Origin of the sequence: Paenibacillus sp. FSL M8-0334 (assembly GCF_038000405.1) — a bacterium.
GTDB classification, from domain to species: Bacteria; Bacillota; Bacilli; order Paenibacillales; family Paenibacillaceae; genus Paenibacillus_AQ; species Paenibacillus_AQ campinasensis.
The window spans coordinates 205,845-222,899 of the sequence record NZ_JBBOCH010000001.1 but is presented as its reverse complement, the minus strand read 5'-3'; the positions used below and the strand labels follow the sequence as shown (position 1 = coordinate 222,899).

Genomic DNA, 17,055 nt, shown 5'->3' with positions numbered 1-17,055 from the left:
TGCTGAAGGGTACAGTTGTATTCATACATGATGGAAATGAAGAAGGCTCCTTTTTAGAAGGAGCTTTTTTTCTGGGATTTGATGCGATCATCGCTGTACATTAACGGATTAACAGAAAGGGATGGATGATAGTGACAGAGCCGGTCATTGGGCTGATTGGGGCTATGGATGCAGAGATTGAGCTGCTGCTCGGGCAGCTGGAGAACCAGGAACAGATCGTGAAAGCGGGAATCTCTTATTTAACAGGCAGCATTCAAGGAAAGCGGGTCGTTGTATGCAAATCCGGTGTGGGCAAGGTGAATGCAGCGGTAACGACGCAGATTCTGATCGACACCTTCGGCGTGTCCAAAGTGGTGTTCACCGGCGTGGCAGGGGCGCTTCATCCGCAGCTGGATATCGGGGACATCGTCATTTCGGCGTCCTGTCTGCAGCATGATATGGATGTTTCGCCGCTCGGGTTTGCCCGTGGCGTCATTCCATATCAGGAGGTATCGGATTTTCCTGCGGATGCGGCATTGGTTCAGCTGGCTGAGGAAGCGTGCAAGGCGTTGTCTGTGGAGCGGTATGTAGTTGGCAAAGTGCTGTCCGGCGACCAGTTTATAGCCAGCAGAGACACAGTGAAGCTGCTGCATGAGCAGCTGGACGGGGCATGTGCCGAGATGGAAGGGGCTGCCGTGGCCCAGGTATGCTATATGAACGATGTGCCTTATGTTGTCATCCGTTCGATGTCCGATAAAGCCGACGGGTCGGCGCATATCAATTTTCCGGAATTTACGGCGAAAGCCTCTGAACGTTCCTACGACATTGTATATTATATGCTGAACCGGCTATAGATAATGCCAAAATCCCCGAGTCTCTCTTCATTGCAGAGCCCGGGGATTTACTGTTATTTAGACACTGTACGTTTCGAACGTTTCGAATATCCTTGACCGTGTTTATTCAATACATGAATCGTTGCCGGAAGCGCAGTCGGTCGAATTGCTCCTGGGAAGCTAAGGGGACTCTACTGCCGATCCGGACCATGAGGCAGTTGGCTGGATGCGAGCATATTTCCGGATCGTCGGTCGCGTACCACTCCATGTCGACAACTTTCATGAGCCGCTCCATCATTTTGCGGTACTCCCATACGTTCAAGCCGCTTCCCTTCAGATCCCAATGCCAATAATATTCCGTCGTAAACACAATGTATCGTTCCATCTGACCTTGCTCGAACGCGGTTCGAATCATCTGCTGACCAAGTCCGAGAGAACGGTATTCTGCAGCGACTTCGATGGCACCTAGCTCAATTAAATCTTCCATCTGGCCCTCCGACCATCGTTCCTGCTCATCGGGATAATGGAAGGTGACATAACCTACAATTTGGTTGCGATCGCGTGTGATAATAATTCTACCTTCCGGAAGAGCTGCGATTTCGATCAGCGCTTCATGCTGCTCTGCCGGACGGCGAAAAGCATGGAGGCCGGGATGAAAATCGAGCTGGGACAACTGCTCGGGGGGGACGGGTCCTTCAATGACGAGGTTCTGGTTCTCCGGAAACAGCACATGAGATTGGTACAGCTTGCAGTGTTCCATCCGTCAGACTCCTTTCAGTTCCATACCCTACTTATAGCAAAAAAATAAAAAAATGAAAAGCAATGACAGATAAACGCGTCCTATGATATAATCACTTCGACATAAATTTTTCACATTTTTTCCGTTGACAACAGGTGTCTGCTCCCTAAATAAAAGGGTTAAAGATTCGCCGCATGACTGAAGCTTCGGAATAACCCGGGATTTGGTGTGAAGTAGGTTTCATTCAATCATTTTGTAAGCGCTGTCCACCTATAAGGAGAACGATTGAAGAATGAGGAGGATGTAAACGATGAATCAAACGCATAGCGAAATATTGCCAAGTGAAGTTTCTTACTCCAATATGGGCCAATATGAGCAGGCGCGTTCCCAATTTTCCTGGGATGAGATCGAGCGGCACTTCACCTGGTACGAGACCGGCAAGGTGAACATGGCTTATGAAGCGATTGACCGGCATGTAGCCGAGGGAAGAGGAGACAAGGTTGCGTTGATGTACAGTGATGCTTCGCGCAATGAATCTCTTACCTATGCCCAGCTTAAGGAGCAGTCCGACAAGTTCGGGAATGTGCTTCGCAAGTACGGAATTGGAAAAGGCGACCGGGTATTTATATTCATGCCGCGCGGTCCGGAGCTTTATGTCAGCTTGCTGGGCATATTGAAAATCGGTGCCGTTGTCGGTCCATTGTTCGAAGCGTTCATGGAAACGGCGGTTAAGGACCGGCTGGAGGACAGCGGAGCCGTCGCATTGGTAACTACGCCTGCGCTCTTGCCGCGTGTAAAAAGAGACGAGCTGCCTGAACTGAAACATGTCATTGTGGTCGGTGATACGGAGCCGCTGAACGATTCATCGCTGATCGATTATTTCTCCGAGATGGAAGCTGCTTCATCAGAGCTGGAGCTGGAATGGCTGGGGCGCGAAGATGGACTGATCATGCACTACACTTCCGGTTCCACCGGCAAGCCCAAAGGCGTCTATCATGTTCAAAATGCGATGATTCAGCATTATTATACGGGCAAAGCGGTACTAGACTTGCAGGAGGATGACATCTACTGGTGCACAGCGGATCCGGGCTGGGTGACGGGTACCTCCTACGGCATATTCGCGCCTTGGCTGAACGGGGTGACGAATGTCGTTCGGGGCGGAAGATTCAGCCCGCAGGATTGGTACAGCACGCTTGAGAAGAATAAGGTAACGGTATGGTACAGTGCACCAACCGCGTTCCGGATGCTGATGGGGGCCGGCTCTGATCTGATCGATCAGTACAATTTGAGCTCCCTGCGGCATGTTCTCTCCGTCGGTGAACCTTTGAATCCAGAAGTGGTGCGCTGGGGGTATAAGGCCTATAAACAGCGGATTCACGATACGTGGTGGATGACGGAGACGGGCGGTCAATTGATCTGTAATTATCCGGGCATGGCAATCAAGCCGGGCTCCATGGGACGTCCGCTGCCAGGCATTACCGCTGCGATCCTCGACGATCAAGGGCGTGAGCTGCCGCCGAACACGATGGGCAACCTGGCGATCAAGACGCCGTGGCCATCCATGATGCGGGCGATCTGGAACAATGAAGCCAAGTATGAGGAGTATTTCCGCATCCCGGGCTGGTATATATCCGGTGACTCAGCTTACATGGATGAAGAGGGCTACTTCTGGTTCCAGGGCCGAATCGATGATGTAATCAATTCCTCTGGAGAGCGTATCGGTCCGTTTGAGGTCGAGAGCAAGCTTGTGGAGCATCCGGCGGTGGCAGAAGCCGGCGTTATCGGGAAGCCGGACGTTACCCGCGGCGAAATTATCAAAGCCTTTATCTCGCTGCGCGAAGGCTATGCTCCTTCCGATGAGCTTAAGGAAGAGATCTACCGGTTCGTGAAGGAAGGTCTGTCTGCACATGCTGCTCCGCGCGAGATTGAATTCAAGGATAAGCTGCCGAAGACCCGTTCCGGTAAAATCATGCGCCGCGTGTTGAAAGCATGGGAGCTGGATTTGCCGACAGGGGATCTGTCTACTATCGAGGACTAAGGATAACCAAAAGCCTTCCTTGCTGCGTATGGAAACATCGTTTCCATACGGCAAGGAAGGCTTTTTCTGTGCATCGTGAGGAGTGAGGAGTGAAGGCTACAGTTGGCGAGATTAAATTGAAGAGAGGGTGTGCCTGGCGAATACCGGGCACACCCTCGTGTTCATTATGGTTCAATTATTCACTCTTTTCGAAGAATACCGCGGAAGATGGCGATGATTCACCATAGGCATTCACGGCCGTAATTCGGAAGTAGCCACTGATCGGATTGCCGCTTGTGTAGTAGAACTCTGTGGAATGGCTAGATCCGATCTGCTGAAAATTGCCGTTGTCCGGACTGAAGTATACGTTGTAGCGAATCACTTCTTCCTGTCCGGCATTGCCCGGCCAAGTGGCGCTGAACCCTTCCGGTGTTGCCGACAACGTCGGTTGTCCCGGAGGGCTCGGCGGGATCATGGTATCCGCCTGGCCGCCTGTAGCCGGGTCCGTTATTTCTTCGCCGTCGGACTCCCCAGGTGTATCATCGGGGAAGGAGTCCAAATCCTCTTCATCGTCGCCTGGCATCGGCATGTGAATGCCGAGTGGACCAACAATTGCGCTTGGCTCGGATGTTTTGCCGACCACATCGACGGCCACCACGTAGTAGGCTGTAAATGGACTATCTGAGCCAAGGCCGGTAAATACCGTCGTTTCATCGGCCAGCACAACGCGATCCTGCACGAAGGCGCCGCCGTTTAGCGATTTGAAGAGGCGATAACCGACGACATCCGGTGATCCGCTAGGCGAGAAGCTGATGCTTCCTGCCGAGTAACTCACATTCTTCGGTGGTGTCGGCGCTTTGCCGTCATCAGTTCTCGGATCGATCTTAGTCGGCACTCCGGATTTGGCGTCAGCCGGCAAGTAGGATTCAAGCGATCCTTTCTCGCCCTTCATCACCCGCAGCGCTTCTTCCAGCTCTCTGATCAATTCATCAATCGGCTTAGGCCGCTTGATGACATTTTGTTCTTTGAGCATGTCTTCCGGCGTTTCCTCTCGCGGAATGTAGTTGACGCCTCGGTACGTAATGTACTTGGCTTTGACAATGCCGTCATCCACTTCGGTTGGCACATACTTCTGGTTGAACAGGTCTGTTACAAATCTGTCCGTCAAGCTTGAAGGCAGCTTGCCGCTGTATGCGGACACCGTCTTCGACACGATTCCTTCCGGTCTTTCGAAAGCGCTGGTCGGGAACAAGTCTGGTTTGGCATCTGTAACCTCGTTCATAATCCGGGCCCAAATCGCCTGTGCATGTCTTCGCTGATCGCCAACCAGCGTATGGATCGGCTTCTCATAGCCCACCCAAACGCCGAGTGTGATATCAGGGGAGTATCCCATGAACCAGACGTCGCCGTAGTTTTGCGTGGAGCCTGTTTTGCCGACAACCGGAATTTCATTAAATTTCTTGTAAGTATCGCGCACTTTGCTGCCTGTACCGTTCGTGATGACGGTGCGAAGCATATCGGTCATCAGATAAGCAGTCTGCTCGGAAAATACCTGTACAGGCTCCGCTTCGTGCTTATACACGATGTTGCCTTTGGAATCGACGATCTTCTCAATCATATAGGCATCGTTGAATTTGCCCTGATTTCCGATCGCACTATAGGCGTTGGTCAGCTCCTCGACCGTTACCCCGGTGCTAAGACCGCCCAGAACGCCGGTCGACGCCGCGTAATCGCTCTCCTTCAGCGTATTGATGCCCAGCTTCTTGGAGAACTCCCAAGCGTTCTCTATGCCGATGGTCTCGTTAAACAGCTTCAGCGCCACCGTATTGGTAGAATCGTTCAACGCCTGACGGGCGGTCATCAATCCTCTGTATCCGCTGTAAGAGTTCTTTGGAATATGATATACCTTGGAATAATCCTTCAAAATAATCGGCGAGTCATCCACGATGCTTGCAGGCTGAAGCGCACCTGACTCCAGCGCCGGCAGATAGGCGGCTACGGGCTTCATCGCCGAGCCTGGCTGTCTTTCCATCTGCGTAGCGTAGTTCATCTGCTCCTTGTAGAAATCGCGGCCTTCAATCATGCCGAGAATGGCGCCGGTCTTATTGTCAATCATCATCGCGGCCGTCTGCTCCATCCCTTTTTCCTCGCTGTCAGGGAAGAAGTTGCTGTCATCCTCGGCGATCGCGCGCATCGTCCGGTACACCGTCCGGTCGATGGTTGTATAGACTTTATAACCGCCGGTGCTTAATTGCACCAATGCGGCTTCCTTCGCAGCCTTGCTGTCTTCGTCGGCAGAGTCGTTCTCGGCGAGCTCCATCAAAATTTTGGATGCCTGACGCTCGACCTCTATCATCAGATATGGATAGGTAACATAAGCCTTCTGAGTTTTCGGAGCCAGCGAGCTTTTGATATCAAAGGCTTTGGCTTCTTCATACTCCGCTTGCGTAATCTTGCCTTCCTGCAGCATGCTGGCCAGCACTCGGGACTGACGGTTCAACGCTCGCTTGAACGCTTCCTCATCGAAATTGCCCTGCCCGTTATAGGCCGAGTAGGCTGAAGGAAGCTGAGGCAGACCCGCCAAATAGGCGGCTTGGGCAATGTTCAGCTCATTCAGATCGTTGATGTTAAAGATTCCCCGGGCTGCGGCTTTAATGCCGAATACTTGATAGCCGCTGGAGCCGTTGCCGAATGGAACTTTATTCAAATACCCGGTAACAATCTGCTCTTTCGTCAGAAAGCGCTCCATGCGCATGGACAGCAGAATCTCCTTGACCTTACGGTTGTCCGTCCGATCCCGGCTTAGAAATGTGAGCCTAGCCAACTGTTGGGTCAGCGTACTTCCCCCGGTTTGGGTAGGTTCGTTCAAGAGGCGCTCCTTCACCGCGCGGGCAGTTCCTCTGAAATCCACCCCTTTATGGGTAAAAAAGCGATTATCCTCGATTGAAACGATGGCATCTATGACGATCTGCGGAATATCCTCATAATTGACAGGACGTCTGTCTTCATCGGTCCTGAGCTGTCCGATAGGGGAGCCATCCCTGAAGTAGGCGAAGCCGGTTATGGCGTTTTCGTTGATCGTCTGTTCGATGACAGATCTCGATCTTACAGGTTCCTCCTTAACGATGGAGGTGACGTAGCCGCCAACGGCTCCTCCGACGAACAAGACGCCCATCATCCCCAGCACGAAGAGCCATCCGAAAACCGAACCCATGATCCGCCAAAAGGATCTTTTGGTCGGGGCTTTTTTCTTCTTAGCAGGCCCCTGTTTTTTCTCCTCAACCATGAAATGTTACTCCTCCTTTTAACGCACCTATTATAGCATAAATCGAAGGTTTTGAATCATATGTTCGTCTTTAGCATGTCCTTTTTTGCAGAAGATTGACTTTTCCGAAACGCTTGTGTTATAAATAATTGCAAAAGTTTCATACCGTTGAAAAGCGTTGAAGGACCTCAGTAAAAGGGCGAGCAAGCGTTGGCAGAGAGTCGGTGGCTGGTGCAAACCGATAACGATTCCCCTTTGAATTACCGTCCTGAGCTGGCCGTGGGAACCGTGCAATGGGCTTTAGGCTCACTTGCGCGCAGTAGTTCGGTACCGGGATTACATTCCCGTTATGGCAATGAAGTGAAAGTCTGTTCGCTGCAGGCTGGGATCAACCCTTTTTTGCAGCTGCCGGATTTTAACTAGGGTGGTAACGCGAGCGCTCCTTCTCGTCCCTTGGGATGAGAAGGAGCTTTTTTGTGCGCATAGCGATGGAATACCAATCCGTTTAGAGAGGAAGTGTTGTTGGATGAAATGGGAAGAACTTACAGATAGGCAGCAACAGGAGGTTCAGCGTCAGCTTGACATCATCTCGCGCGGTGTCGTGGAGATCATTCCGGAAGAGGAGCTGAAGCAGAAGCTGGCGAAATCGGTGGTGACCGGTGAGCCGCTGCGCGTGAAGCTGGGTATGGACCCGTCCGCGCCGGATCTTCACCTCGGCCATACGGTTGTGCTGCAGAAGCTGCGTCAATTCCAGGAGCTGGGGCACCAGGTTCAGCTCATTATCGGTGACTTTACCGGCCGGATCGGGGATCCGACAGGCAAATCGGAGACGCGGAAACAGCTGACCGAAGAAGATGTGAAACGAAATGCCGAAACTTACCAGAAACAGATCTACAAAATTCTGGATCCGGAGAAGACGAAGGTCTACTACAATTCCGAATGGCTTGCGCCGATGACCTTTGCCGATGTCGTCAATCTGTCGGCGAAGGTGACGGTTGCGCGCATGCTGGAGCGGGATGACTTTACGAAGCGTTACCAGAGCGGACAGCCGATCAGCATCCATGAATTCTTCTACCCGCTCATGCAGGGGATGGACTCCGTGGCGCTGAAGACTGACATCGAGCTGGGCGGAACGGATCAGAAGTTCAACCTGCTGATGGGCCGCACGCTCCAGAAGGAATACGGTGTCGACACGCAAATAACGATTACGATGCCGCTTATCGAGGGGCTCGATGGCGTGCAGAAGATGAGCAAAAGCCTGGGCAACTACATCGGGATCGATGAGGAGCCGAATGAGATTTACGGAAAGTCGATGTCCATCCCGGATGAACTCATGATGAAGTACTACAGCTTGGCGACGGACCTCGACAATGAAGCGCTGAAGGCGCTGGAAGAAGGCTTGAAGGACGGCAGCGTTCATCCCCGGGATGCCAAAATGCGCCTCGCGCACACCTTCGTGCGGATGTACCATGGGGTGGAAGCAGCCGATGCGGCTCAGCAGCATTTTGTTACCGTCTTTCAGCAGCGGGCTTTGCCTGACGACATTCAGGAGTACCAGATCCCGGCAGAGGAGCTTGACCAGGGCGCTATTCGCCTGATCCGGCTGTTGACCTTGCTTGGCTTTGCATCTTCCAACGGGGAAGCGAGACGGAGCATTCAGCAGGGCGCTGTGAAATGGAATGAGGATAAAATAACGGACGTCAACGCGGACATTACGCCGCAGGAGGGGGATATTATTCAGGTCGGCAAACGCAAATTTGCCAAGCTGAAGCTGTCCTGATCGGGGCACCTATGAACAAGACGGGCTTCCTAGCTGAAGCCAACTGGCCTTAAGGCAACAGCCAGTTGACATTCGGCTTGCGGAGCCCGTTTTCACGTATGGGGAGTGGAGTGCCCCTATACCGATGCGCCGGGGCAACAGGGCGGTCAACTCGCCAGACACAATAAGAAAACCCGGAGGCCCAAAGGCCTTCCGGGTTTCTTATTGTGGATCTTAACGGTTGTAGAACTCGACGATTTGCTTCTCGTCGATATCTTGAGAAAGCTCGGAACGCTCTGGAAGACGGATGTATTTCCCTTCCATTGCCGTTTCGTCGAACTCAAGGTAAGCCGGGAGATGCACGCGGTTAGCCAAAGCTTCCTTGATGGAAGAAAGGCTGCGGCTTCTCTCGCGAAGACCGATAACATCGCCAGGGTTTACGGAGTAAGAAGCGATGTCTACTTTTTTGCCGTTCACAGTCACGTGACCGTGTGCTACCAGCTGGCGAGCACCTGCACGGGAGTTGCTGAAGCCAAGACGATAAACGAGGTTGTCCAGACGGCTCTCAAGCAGGAACATGAAGTTCTCACCCGCAATACCTTTCATGCCGGTTGCTTTCGCAAACAGGGTGCGGAATTGCTTCTCGCCCAAGCCGTACATGTGACGGAGCTTTTGTTTTTCTTGAAGCTGCATACCATAGTTGCTCATTTTTCTCCGTTGGTTAGGACCATGTTGGCCTGGAGGAAAAGGACGTTTCAATTCTTTGCCAGTGCCGCTCAAGGAAATTCCAAGACGACGGCTCAATTTAAATTTAGGACCGGTGTAACGTGCCATTGTTATATAGACTCCTTTTTTAGTAAAGTTTCATTAGGGCTCTATTTGCGCCGTATTTGTCTCTATTCCATCCGTTCAATGCCGGAAAGAATCTGACGGGAAAGTTCAGCCGCTGTCCTGTCAGTAACAAATGACGTGAGGGTGACACAACGATTCCGCCCAAATTCATTGAATGCATTGCATTCTGACTCAACAATAAATATTATATGAAGTAATGATATAAAGTCAAGTTCGAGGTTTACATAAGTTTGTCTAAATTTGTCGATAGGACTATAGAACTAAAAAATATTGGGAATAACGCAAGAAATATAATGCAATCGTGGGTAAAACAGATTAAGATAAGAATAGTATATTTAGTCGCAAATAGCTACTCTACATGATTTGATTTGGTATGTAGCCTGTTTATGTCCGGTGTTAATACGTTGTTTTAGGCAGCATGCGCATCAACCGGAAGCATCTTCAAGCCGGAGTTCATGTCCGTAAGCTTGAGAAAAGGCTTTATCATGGTGCAAAGGAGCGCCCATTATGTCAGAGGAACAACGTGAAGTGTATAAGGGCTATATCGGTCCTGCGATTATCGATGACGAGATGCCGCTAAGAGGGGCTTCTTCCATTCTGCAAAATCTGGATATTACCCCTTACGATTTTACTTACCTGCACCCGCTGATTGAGGACAGTTATATGGAGTGGCTGCAAGAGTGCTCACAGATTGAAGCGCTCAGGCCGTTTCGGTGGGCTGTCCTTTCTCATGACGGAGCTTGGCTGGCCGGAGCGGAAGAGCTGAGAGCGTATTTTGCCGCGGGAGATGACGATGCGGTAGCGCAGGCGCTTAGGTACAGCAAGCCGGTATGCAGCAGAAGCATGGAAAGGCTCGGCGGCCAGGTGATCTGCGCGGTCCCGCTCTTGAGCCGGGTGTACGGCGACCTGTTCGCGATCATGATCAGCGTGTCGCCGCCGGATGAACCGGGTAAGGACAGGGCGCTGCTGCTAACGGAGCCTTATGCGCTGCTTTACCGTGCCAATTTCTACCGCCGATTTGAGCATCTGTTTGTGAAGGATCTGGAAGAAGTTCACGTCAAGGCCGAGCGCGAAGCGTCCCGCCGTTCTCTTCTGTTTCAGTATGTGAAACGGATGCATGTCCAGATTAACGTTGACAGCGTCATTACGGAGGCGATCGAGAGTGTCCTCTCCCTGTATCCCGACGTAAAGGTCGAGCTGTACATGTCCCAGGATCATGAGAGCGCGCATCCCTTGGTTCGCCAGCTGCTGCTTCGGCACTGGCAGGAGGAGGTTTTTGTCCGCACCTTTATGGAGGGCAAAATGACCATACATAAGCAAGAAGATCCGGATGCCCTGGTGGAAGTCGGAATTCCGATGGGAGGAAGGCAGGGCGTATACGGCGTGTTCCATCTGGAGGCTGCCCCTTCGGTGTTCTCGGAGATGGATCTAGAGCTGCTGAGCATGATGGCGGATGCGGCGGGAACGTCTTTTGAGAATGCCAAGCTGTACGAGCAGTCCAATCTGATGATTCATGAACTGCGGATGATGAATGAGCTTACGCGGAGACTGAACAAAAGCCTGCATCTGGTCGAGATTTTTAAATTTGCCAATCAGGAGCTGCTGAGCATGCTCGGGGCAGACTATTGCTGCATTCTGATCTACAATGCGGAGTTGGACGGGCTTGAGGTCGTGTCCAGCAATGCGGAGTGGATGCTGAAGGAAGTGCATGATATCAGCTACGGACTTGGCGGGCTGGTGTACCGGTCCAAGGAGGCGCTCATTCTGGCGGACTATGAGGAGGAGCGTCCGGCAGAATCGAGGTTGATGGAAAGCACAGGCTCCCGATCGCTCGTTGCAACTCCGCTGCTGATCAACGGGGAAGTGGGCGGGGTTGTGCTGTTGACTCACCATCAGCCTCATTATTTCTCATACGACAGCTATCGGCTGTTGCAGGCGCTTACGAGCCATATCGGCCTGGCCATCGGCAATGCCTTCCTTCACGCCGAGGTGCGGAGAATGGCCAATCGGGATATGCTGACAGGGCTGTATGCGCGCCACTATCTCGACGATCTCATCCAGGAATGCCAGAATCGGGACGTATGCGGCTCGCTGATCGTGATTGATATCGACCAGTTCAAGCAGGTGAATGATACCTTCGGGCATCAGCGAGGGGATAACATATTGAAGCAGGTAAGCGGAATTGTGAAATCTGCGATCCGGCACAATGATATCCCTGCCCGATGGGGCGGCGAGGAGCTGGCCGTCTATTTGCCCGGGCTCGGTGTGATGCAGGCGGTGCGGGTGGCAGAGCGAATTCGCTCCCGGGTTGCGGAGGAGACGGACCCTAGAGTCACCGTGTCCTGCGGCATATCGGAGTGGAGCTGGACGGACGAGAAGGTGAGTGTAGAATCCCTATTTTACCGGGCGGATATGGCCTTGTATGAAGCGAAGAACGGGGGCCGGAACCGGATCGTGGTCGAGAAGTCACAGACAGAATAATACGGTAGCTGAAGAAGCCTCAAGGTGCATGCCTGGGGGCTTCTTTCTTGTGGTTCTAAACATCCGCACCGATGACAGACAGGCTGCCCAGCTTGCTGGTGATGAAGGGTATAAACAGGCACAGGTCGGACAGTCTAAAATCAAGAACGAATGGAAAGAGGCGGGATGCATGTTCAACAAGCTCAAATGGCGACATATGCGGCTGTTTATAGGATGTCTGCTCGTGCTGGCAGCGGGAGGAACCTCGGGATGCGCATGGGACAATCCGCTGCCGCCGGAGGAGGCGCTGAACCGGGCGATTGCCGGTCTGTCGGGGGTGGATAATCTGGCCTTCAAAGGCAACGCAGCGATTCGCAGCGGCGAGGAGGGCATTTTTGAGCAAAATCTGGCCTTTGAGGGCGAGCTGAAACAGCATAACCAGTTAATCCTTTCCTCTAAGACGGAAAAAAATCAGAAGCTGGCACACCATGATATGCCGGCAGCGCGCCCTTGGATGGCGAGCGGGCATAAGGTGACGCTCAAGCGGAAGCAGGGGCAATGGAGCATGCTATCGCCCGGCCATACAGAGGACATGTGGATGTCGCGGCTGAATCCGCTTGAACAGCTTGAATATGTAGGCAGGGCGGAGAAACGGGTTGCCGATGAGTCTGGAGCGGCCCGGGGCACGCGCGTGCTTCGGGTGGAGCTTACTGCCGAAGCGGCCTCACGGATGACACGGGAAGCTTTGAATGAGCAGATGGAGGCCATCGGAAGAAGAATTGAGCAGAAGGGTGACCCGCTCTACAGCGACAATCCGTCTGTCCGGAAGCAGCTGAAGGCGTTGTGGCAAAAGGAAAATGACGAGCTTGCCAAACTGCTGCAGCAGGCGGAGGTCAACGCGGTGTATCATGTGACGATAAACAAGCGTTCCCAGCTGCCGACGAGGCTGACGATGGAACGGCAGTTATCCTTGCCGGACGGCGCAGGCGGGAGGCGGACCGAAACGCTTGTGTCGGATATTACGTTTGCCGAACCGTAAGGGCTGAAGCGTTTATTTTTGCAGCTGGGCGCTGACGCCGGAGTCTCTCCCGTGCTACAATAGGCTATGAATTTACCGCTGTTCAATTTGTTGGCAACATAGTGACAGCATCAGAGGAGGACTAGACAGATGCGTGACCCAAGAATACAGAAGCTGGCTGAAAATCTCGTGAACTACTCGATTGATATGCAGCCTGGCGAGAATGTGCTCATCGAGATGATCGGTTCCGAGCGCGATCTCCTCAACGCCATCGTCGAGGAGGTTTCCAATAAGGGAGGACGGCCGTTCGTTCAACTGACGGATCGGACGGTTCAGCGGGCTATGTTGAAAAATGCAACCCGTGAGCAGCTAGCGCTTTGGGCAGAGCTGGATTTGAACCGGATGAAGCAGATGGATTGTTACATCGGCATCCGCGCAGGCGAGAATGTGAATGATCTGGCGGATGTGCCGGAAGAGAAGATGAAGATGTACAATTCCATTTATTCACATCCTGTACATAGCGAGCAGCGTGTCAAGCATACGAAATGGGTTGTTCTGCGCTATCCGAACGCGAGTATGGCCCAGCTTGCCAATACAAGCACGGAGGCGTTCGAGGACTTCTATTTCGATGTGTGCAATCTTGACTATTCCAAAATGGACCGTGCGCAGGATCCGCTGGCCGAGCTTATGAGAAACACGGATAAGGTGCGGATCGTTGGCCCGGGGACAGATCTCAGCTTCTCGATCAAAGGCATCGGGGCCGAGAAATGCTCCGGCCAGAAAAACATCCCGGACGGAGAGGTATACACCGCGCCGGTGCGCGATTCCGTCAATGGTATGATCACGTACAATACGCCAACCTTATATAACGGCGTAACGTTCGAGAACATCAAATTTGTGTTTGAGAACGGTAAAATTGTCGAAGCGACAGGCAGCGACACGAAGCGCTTGAACGAAATTTTAGATTCCGATGAAGGCGCGCGTTATATCGGAGAATTTGCGATCGGCTTCAACCCGTACATTCTCACGCCGATGAAGGACATTTTGTTTGACGAGAAAATCGCCGGCAGCCTGCACTTTACGCCTGGCCAGGCTTACGAAGTGACAGACAACGGCAACCGCTCATCCATCCACTGGGATCTCGTGCTGATTCAGCGCCCGGAATACGGCGGCGGCGAAATTTATTTTGACGATGTTCTGATCCGGAAAGACGGTCTCTTTGTTTTGCCGGAACTGGAAGCATTGAACCCGGAAAATCTTAAATAGATTGGAAAATATGTTGCAAAAGAAAACGGATTCAATGTATCATGAAGGAGCAATGATGAGCAATCAGAGATCCTAAAGTTACGGAGGGATTCGTATGTCCAATAAGAACAATGAGGCCGTTGTCGAAATTTCGCAAACTGCCAGTCAATTTTCATCCTCCATTGTTCTGCAGGCCGAGAACAAGTACATCGATGTAAAGAGCATCCTAGGCTTGTTCACGACACTGGTAAGCAACCAAAGCTATGAGCTTCATGTCCATGGGCCTGATGCAGAAGAAGCGAAGAAGGCGCTGCTGGAAGTGTTTGATAAGCACGGCCTGAACGTCAAAGTAATTGAATAGACATTGGAGAGGCGCCCTTCATCCTTTTGTGGGATGAGGGGTGCTTTTTTACGCGGATGAAGCATACGATTTTGAGGATAGTAGATATTGTAATTTTACAGCGGCGATGAAGACGTCTATAATGCAAGAAACTGCTGTTAACAGGATAAGGTGTTCCGGAGCACGCACACCGATAGACGTTTTTATGATCTAGTCCTTGTATTGATTTGTGATTTCGACTAATATTAATGATAGTAGTTATCACTTGTTACTTGTTGTGATATTGACATAGGGGGGAAGATCATGACTTCATCTGATTTGCAGGAACAGCTGAATCTTAAAGCGATCAGTCTTCTACATGAAGATGCAGATAAAATTCTAAAGCTCATTGAAGTACAGATGGAGAATCTGGCAACCCGTTACTGCCCTCTCTATGAGGAAGTGCTGGATACTCAAATGTACGGTTTTTCCAAGGAAGTTGACTTTGCCGTTCGTGCGGGCCTTCTGCCGGAGAGTACGGGAAAACAGCTGATCAGCAAGTTGGAACGCAATCTGGCGCTCCTGTACGAAGCCATGAATCAACAAGCCGAATAGCCTGTCCTCGTACAGGCGGCATACATAGAAATAAGGCTATCCCCGATCTGCCGGGGATAGCCTTTTTATGTTCAGCTTGGATTCACAGCTTAAATTATTGATATAAACTAAAAACTGTTGTATTTAAAGCGCTTCCAATCATCCATACAATGAACACATGAAACAACATCATTCAGCATGAAGGAGGGAATGTCCATGAATCGGGTTTCATGGAAGGGAAAATCGCTAATGACGGTGCTGGCACTTTTATTGGTGATTACAGGCTGCAGCGGAGAGGTGCAGAAGGAGGGCAGCACTGCGGAAGAGGGGGGCATCGATCGGGAGAGCCCGGTGCTCACAAACCCCAAAGATTTCAAATTTGATCCGCCGGTCACTGTTTCGACCGGCATACGCTGGTCTGCACAGGGGGAGAACGAATTCAAGGAAGGGGAAACGATCCAGGATAATTTCCACACCAGATGGATGAGCGACTCCATGGGCATTAACCTTACCTTTGACTTTGTCGTTCCCAACCTGGAGGATTACCAGACGAAGCTGAGACTGATGATGGCGGGAAACCAGAAGCTGCCGGATGTGTTCACAACGAAAGTAGAGATGGCCAATGACCTTATCTCGGCTGGAAAGGTGCAGCCTCTTAATGATTACATCGATCAGTATTTGTCCGATAATCTGAAAGCGATTTATGAGAAATATCCGGAGGTGCTGTACCCTGTCACTAGAGACGGGCAAATCTACGGCCTTCCGAATATGTTTGCGATGGATGAAGGCACCGTGATGTGGGTCCGAGAGGATTGGCTTAACGCGCTGGGCCTCGAGGCGCCAACCACGATTGATGAGATGACGGAGGTGCTGAGAGCTTTCACCGAGGATGATCCGGATGGCAACGGCAAGGATGATACGCTCGGACTCGCGGTTTCGCTGAAGGAAGGACCCTATAACTGGATGTCCTCGGCGGACGGTTTGGTCGGAGCTTTCGGCAACCATATGCCTTCCAAATATATATGGGAATATTGGAATCCGGACGAGAGCGGACAGTTGGTATACAACGGTATCCAGCCTGGAATCAAGGACTTCCTAGCGCAGATGAGAGACTGGATGTCCAACGGCTATGTCGATCCTGAAGCAGGCATCAAGGACGCTGCCAAGGCAGGGGAGATCGCTGCGAGCGGTGAGGCGGGCATTATTTTCGGACCTCCCTGGATGGATGGGTACCCGCTTGGAGGTGTAGAAGGGTTTAAGGCGTATCCGCTTCCAGCTGGACCTGGCGGGCAGCAGGCGCGCGCCGAAAAATCGATGGTCAGGGATTATCTTGTGTTCAACAAGGACTTCAATAATGTTGACGCCATGATGGGCTATATTAACAAGATCTATGCCGCAAGTTTCGGTGAAGAAGATCCATACTTCGATGAGGCGCTGCGAAACGGATGGATGGAAGGCTATGACTATGTGCTGCATGAAGGGAACGTGTACCGGGGCAATTTTGATGAGCATGGGATACCAAGTGATAAATGGCCGAACCCAGCCGACGCCAACGTCACCTATGACTTGACATTACCGTTCATGAACGGCATCATCCCATTCCAAAGCGACAGCGCATTCCAGAAATTCCTTTCCGACCCGGATGCAGACCCGGACAACATGGCGGAGATCAGTGTATCGAAGGCAAAGCCGCGCATGCTGGAGGCTGGGATTGTGCGAGTGTCCCAGAACGATAATGTGATTGTGAACTATTTCAACGGTCCGCCTACCAAAACGATGGTCTCCAAAGGCGAGCTGCTGATCAAGCTGATGACGGAGAGCTATTTGAAGATCATTTATGGCGACGAGCCTGTAGATTATTTTGATACCTTCGTCGAGGAATGGAAGAAGAACGGAGGGGATCAGATGACAGAGGAAGTTAATGAATGGTACGAAAATGTCAAGCAGTAACCACCACAGAATCATGAAAGGAAGG

The 17,055-nt window shown here is 51.7% G+C and carries 12 protein-coding genes and 1 other annotated feature; of the genes, 9 read left to right on the top strand and 3 right to left on the bottom strand.

Going from position 1 to position 17,055, the window contains the following annotated elements:
* Positions 1–125: 125 nt before the first annotated feature.
* On the top strand, positions 126–833 hold the full coding sequence (locus MKX64_RS00985) for a 5'-methylthioadenosine/adenosylhomocysteine nucleosidase (RefSeq protein WP_155617323.1): 708 nt from the start codon (positions 126–128) through the stop codon (positions 831–833).
* Positions 834–939: 106 nt separating this feature from the next.
* Here the strand turns inward: MKX64_RS00985 and MKX64_RS00980 are convergent, their stop codons facing one another.
* A complete protein-coding gene (locus MKX64_RS00980; protein WP_095263269.1) occupies positions 940–1,572 on the bottom strand; it encodes a GNAT family N-acetyltransferase in 633 nt (210 codons plus the stop codon).
* A gap of 289 nt (positions 1,573–1,861) precedes the next feature.
* On the opposite strand from MKX64_RS00980, the gene acsA reads away from it, so the two are divergent.
* On the top strand, positions 1,862–3,589 hold the full coding sequence (gene acsA, locus MKX64_RS00975; RefSeq protein ID WP_095263270.1) for an acetate--CoA ligase: 1,728 nt from the start codon (positions 1,862–1,864) through the stop codon (positions 3,587–3,589).
* A 175-nt stretch (positions 3,590–3,764) separates the two neighbouring features.
* Here the strand turns inward: acsA and MKX64_RS00970 are convergent, their stop codons facing one another.
* Positions 3,765–6,854, bottom strand: coding sequence for a transglycosylase domain-containing protein (locus tag MKX64_RS00970; RefSeq protein WP_095263271.1), 3,090 nt, complete (start codon positions 6,852–6,854; stop codon positions 3,765–3,767).
* Between the two features lie 148 nt (positions 6,855–7,002).
* Positions 7,003–7,290 (top strand) — a binding site (T-box leader).
* A 69-nt stretch (positions 7,291–7,359) separates the two neighbouring features.
* Here MKX64_RS00970 and tyrS point away from each other — a divergent pair.
* Positions 7,360–8,613 carry a tyrosine--tRNA ligase gene (gene tyrS, locus MKX64_RS00965; RefSeq protein WP_341035226.1) on the top strand — a complete coding sequence of 418 codons (1,254 nt, stop codon included), beginning with the start codon at positions 7,360–7,362 and terminating at the stop codon, positions 8,611–8,613.
* 213 nt (positions 8,614–8,826) lie between these two features.
* Here the strand turns inward: tyrS and rpsD are convergent, their stop codons facing one another.
* On the bottom strand, positions 8,827–9,426 hold the full coding sequence (rpsD, locus tag MKX64_RS00960) for a 30S ribosomal protein S4 (protein WP_095263273.1): 600 nt from the start codon (positions 9,424–9,426) through the stop codon (positions 8,827–8,829).
* Between the two features lie 525 nt (positions 9,427–9,951).
* Between rpsD and MKX64_RS00955 the strand changes: the two genes are divergently transcribed.
* The 6 genes from MKX64_RS00955 to MKX64_RS00930 all read left to right on the top strand — a co-directional run bounded on the left by MKX64_RS00955 (position 9,952) and on the right by MKX64_RS00930 (position 17,030).
* Positions 9,952–11,925, top strand: a complete 1,974-nt coding sequence (locus tag MKX64_RS00955) for a sensor domain-containing diguanylate cyclase (protein ID WP_341035225.1) — start codon at positions 9,952–9,954, stop codon at positions 11,923–11,925.
* Between the two features lie 49 nt (positions 11,926–11,974).
* Positions 11,975–12,943 (top strand): hypothetical protein, encoded by a 969-nt coding sequence (locus MKX64_RS00950; RefSeq protein WP_341035224.1) that lies wholly within the window; start codon positions 11,975–11,977, stop codon positions 12,941–12,943.
* Positions 12,944–13,072: 129 nt separating this feature from the next.
* Positions 13,073–14,188, top strand: a complete 1,116-nt coding sequence (locus MKX64_RS00945) for an aminopeptidase (protein ID WP_095397510.1) — start codon at positions 13,073–13,075, stop codon at positions 14,186–14,188.
* A gap of 94 nt (positions 14,189–14,282) precedes the next feature.
* Entirely contained in the window at positions 14,283–14,528 is a 246-nt protein-coding gene (locus MKX64_RS00940; protein WP_095263276.1) for an HPr family phosphocarrier protein, read from the top strand.
* Positions 14,529–14,810: 282 nt separating this feature from the next.
* Positions 14,811–15,101 carry a YlaN family protein gene (locus MKX64_RS00935; RefSeq protein WP_095263277.1) on the top strand — a complete coding sequence of 97 codons (291 nt, stop codon included), beginning with the start codon at positions 14,811–14,813 and terminating at the stop codon, positions 15,099–15,101.
* 195 nt (positions 15,102–15,296) lie between these two features.
* A complete protein-coding gene (locus MKX64_RS00930; protein WP_176475455.1) occupies positions 15,297–17,030 on the top strand; it encodes an extracellular solute-binding protein in 1,734 nt (577 codons plus the stop codon).
* The last annotated feature ends 25 nt before the right edge of the window (positions 17,031–17,055 follow it).

Excerpts from the sequence above, each read along its gene's own strand:
- MKX64_RS00985 (WP_155617323.1), top strand. The coding sequence starts at position 126 with ATGATAGTGACAGAGCCGGTCATTGGGCTGATTGGGGCTATGGATGCA.
- MKX64_RS00980 (WP_095263269.1), bottom strand. The coding sequence starts at position 1,572 with ATGGAACACTGCAAGCTGTACCAATCTCATGTGCTGTTTCCGGAGAAC.
- acsA (WP_095263270.1), top strand. The coding sequence starts at position 1,862 with ATGAATCAAACGCATAGCGAAATATTGCCAAGTGAAGTTTCTTACTCC.
- MKX64_RS00970 (WP_095263271.1), bottom strand. The coding sequence starts at position 6,854 with ATGGTTGAGGAGAAAAAACAGGGGCCTGCTAAGAAGAAAAAAGCCCCG.
- tyrS (WP_341035226.1), top strand. The coding sequence starts at position 7,360 with ATGAAATGGGAAGAACTTACAGATAGGCAGCAACAGGAGGTTCAGCGT.
- rpsD (WP_095263273.1), bottom strand. The coding sequence starts at position 9,426 with ATGGCACGTTACACCGGTCCTAAATTTAAATTGAGCCGTCGTCTTGGA.
- MKX64_RS00955 (WP_341035225.1), top strand. The coding sequence starts at position 9,952 with ATGTCAGAGGAACAACGTGAAGTGTATAAGGGCTATATCGGTCCTGCG.
- MKX64_RS00945 (WP_095397510.1), top strand. The coding sequence starts at position 13,073 with ATGCGTGACCCAAGAATACAGAAGCTGGCTGAAAATCTCGTGAACTAC.
- MKX64_RS00940 (WP_095263276.1), top strand. The coding sequence starts at position 14,283 with ATGTCCAATAAGAACAATGAGGCCGTTGTCGAAATTTCGCAAACTGCC.
- MKX64_RS00935 (WP_095263277.1), top strand. The coding sequence starts at position 14,811 with ATGACTTCATCTGATTTGCAGGAACAGCTGAATCTTAAAGCGATCAGT.
- MKX64_RS00930 (WP_176475455.1), top strand. The coding sequence starts at position 15,297 with ATGAATCGGGTTTCATGGAAGGGAAAATCGCTAATGACGGTGCTGGCA.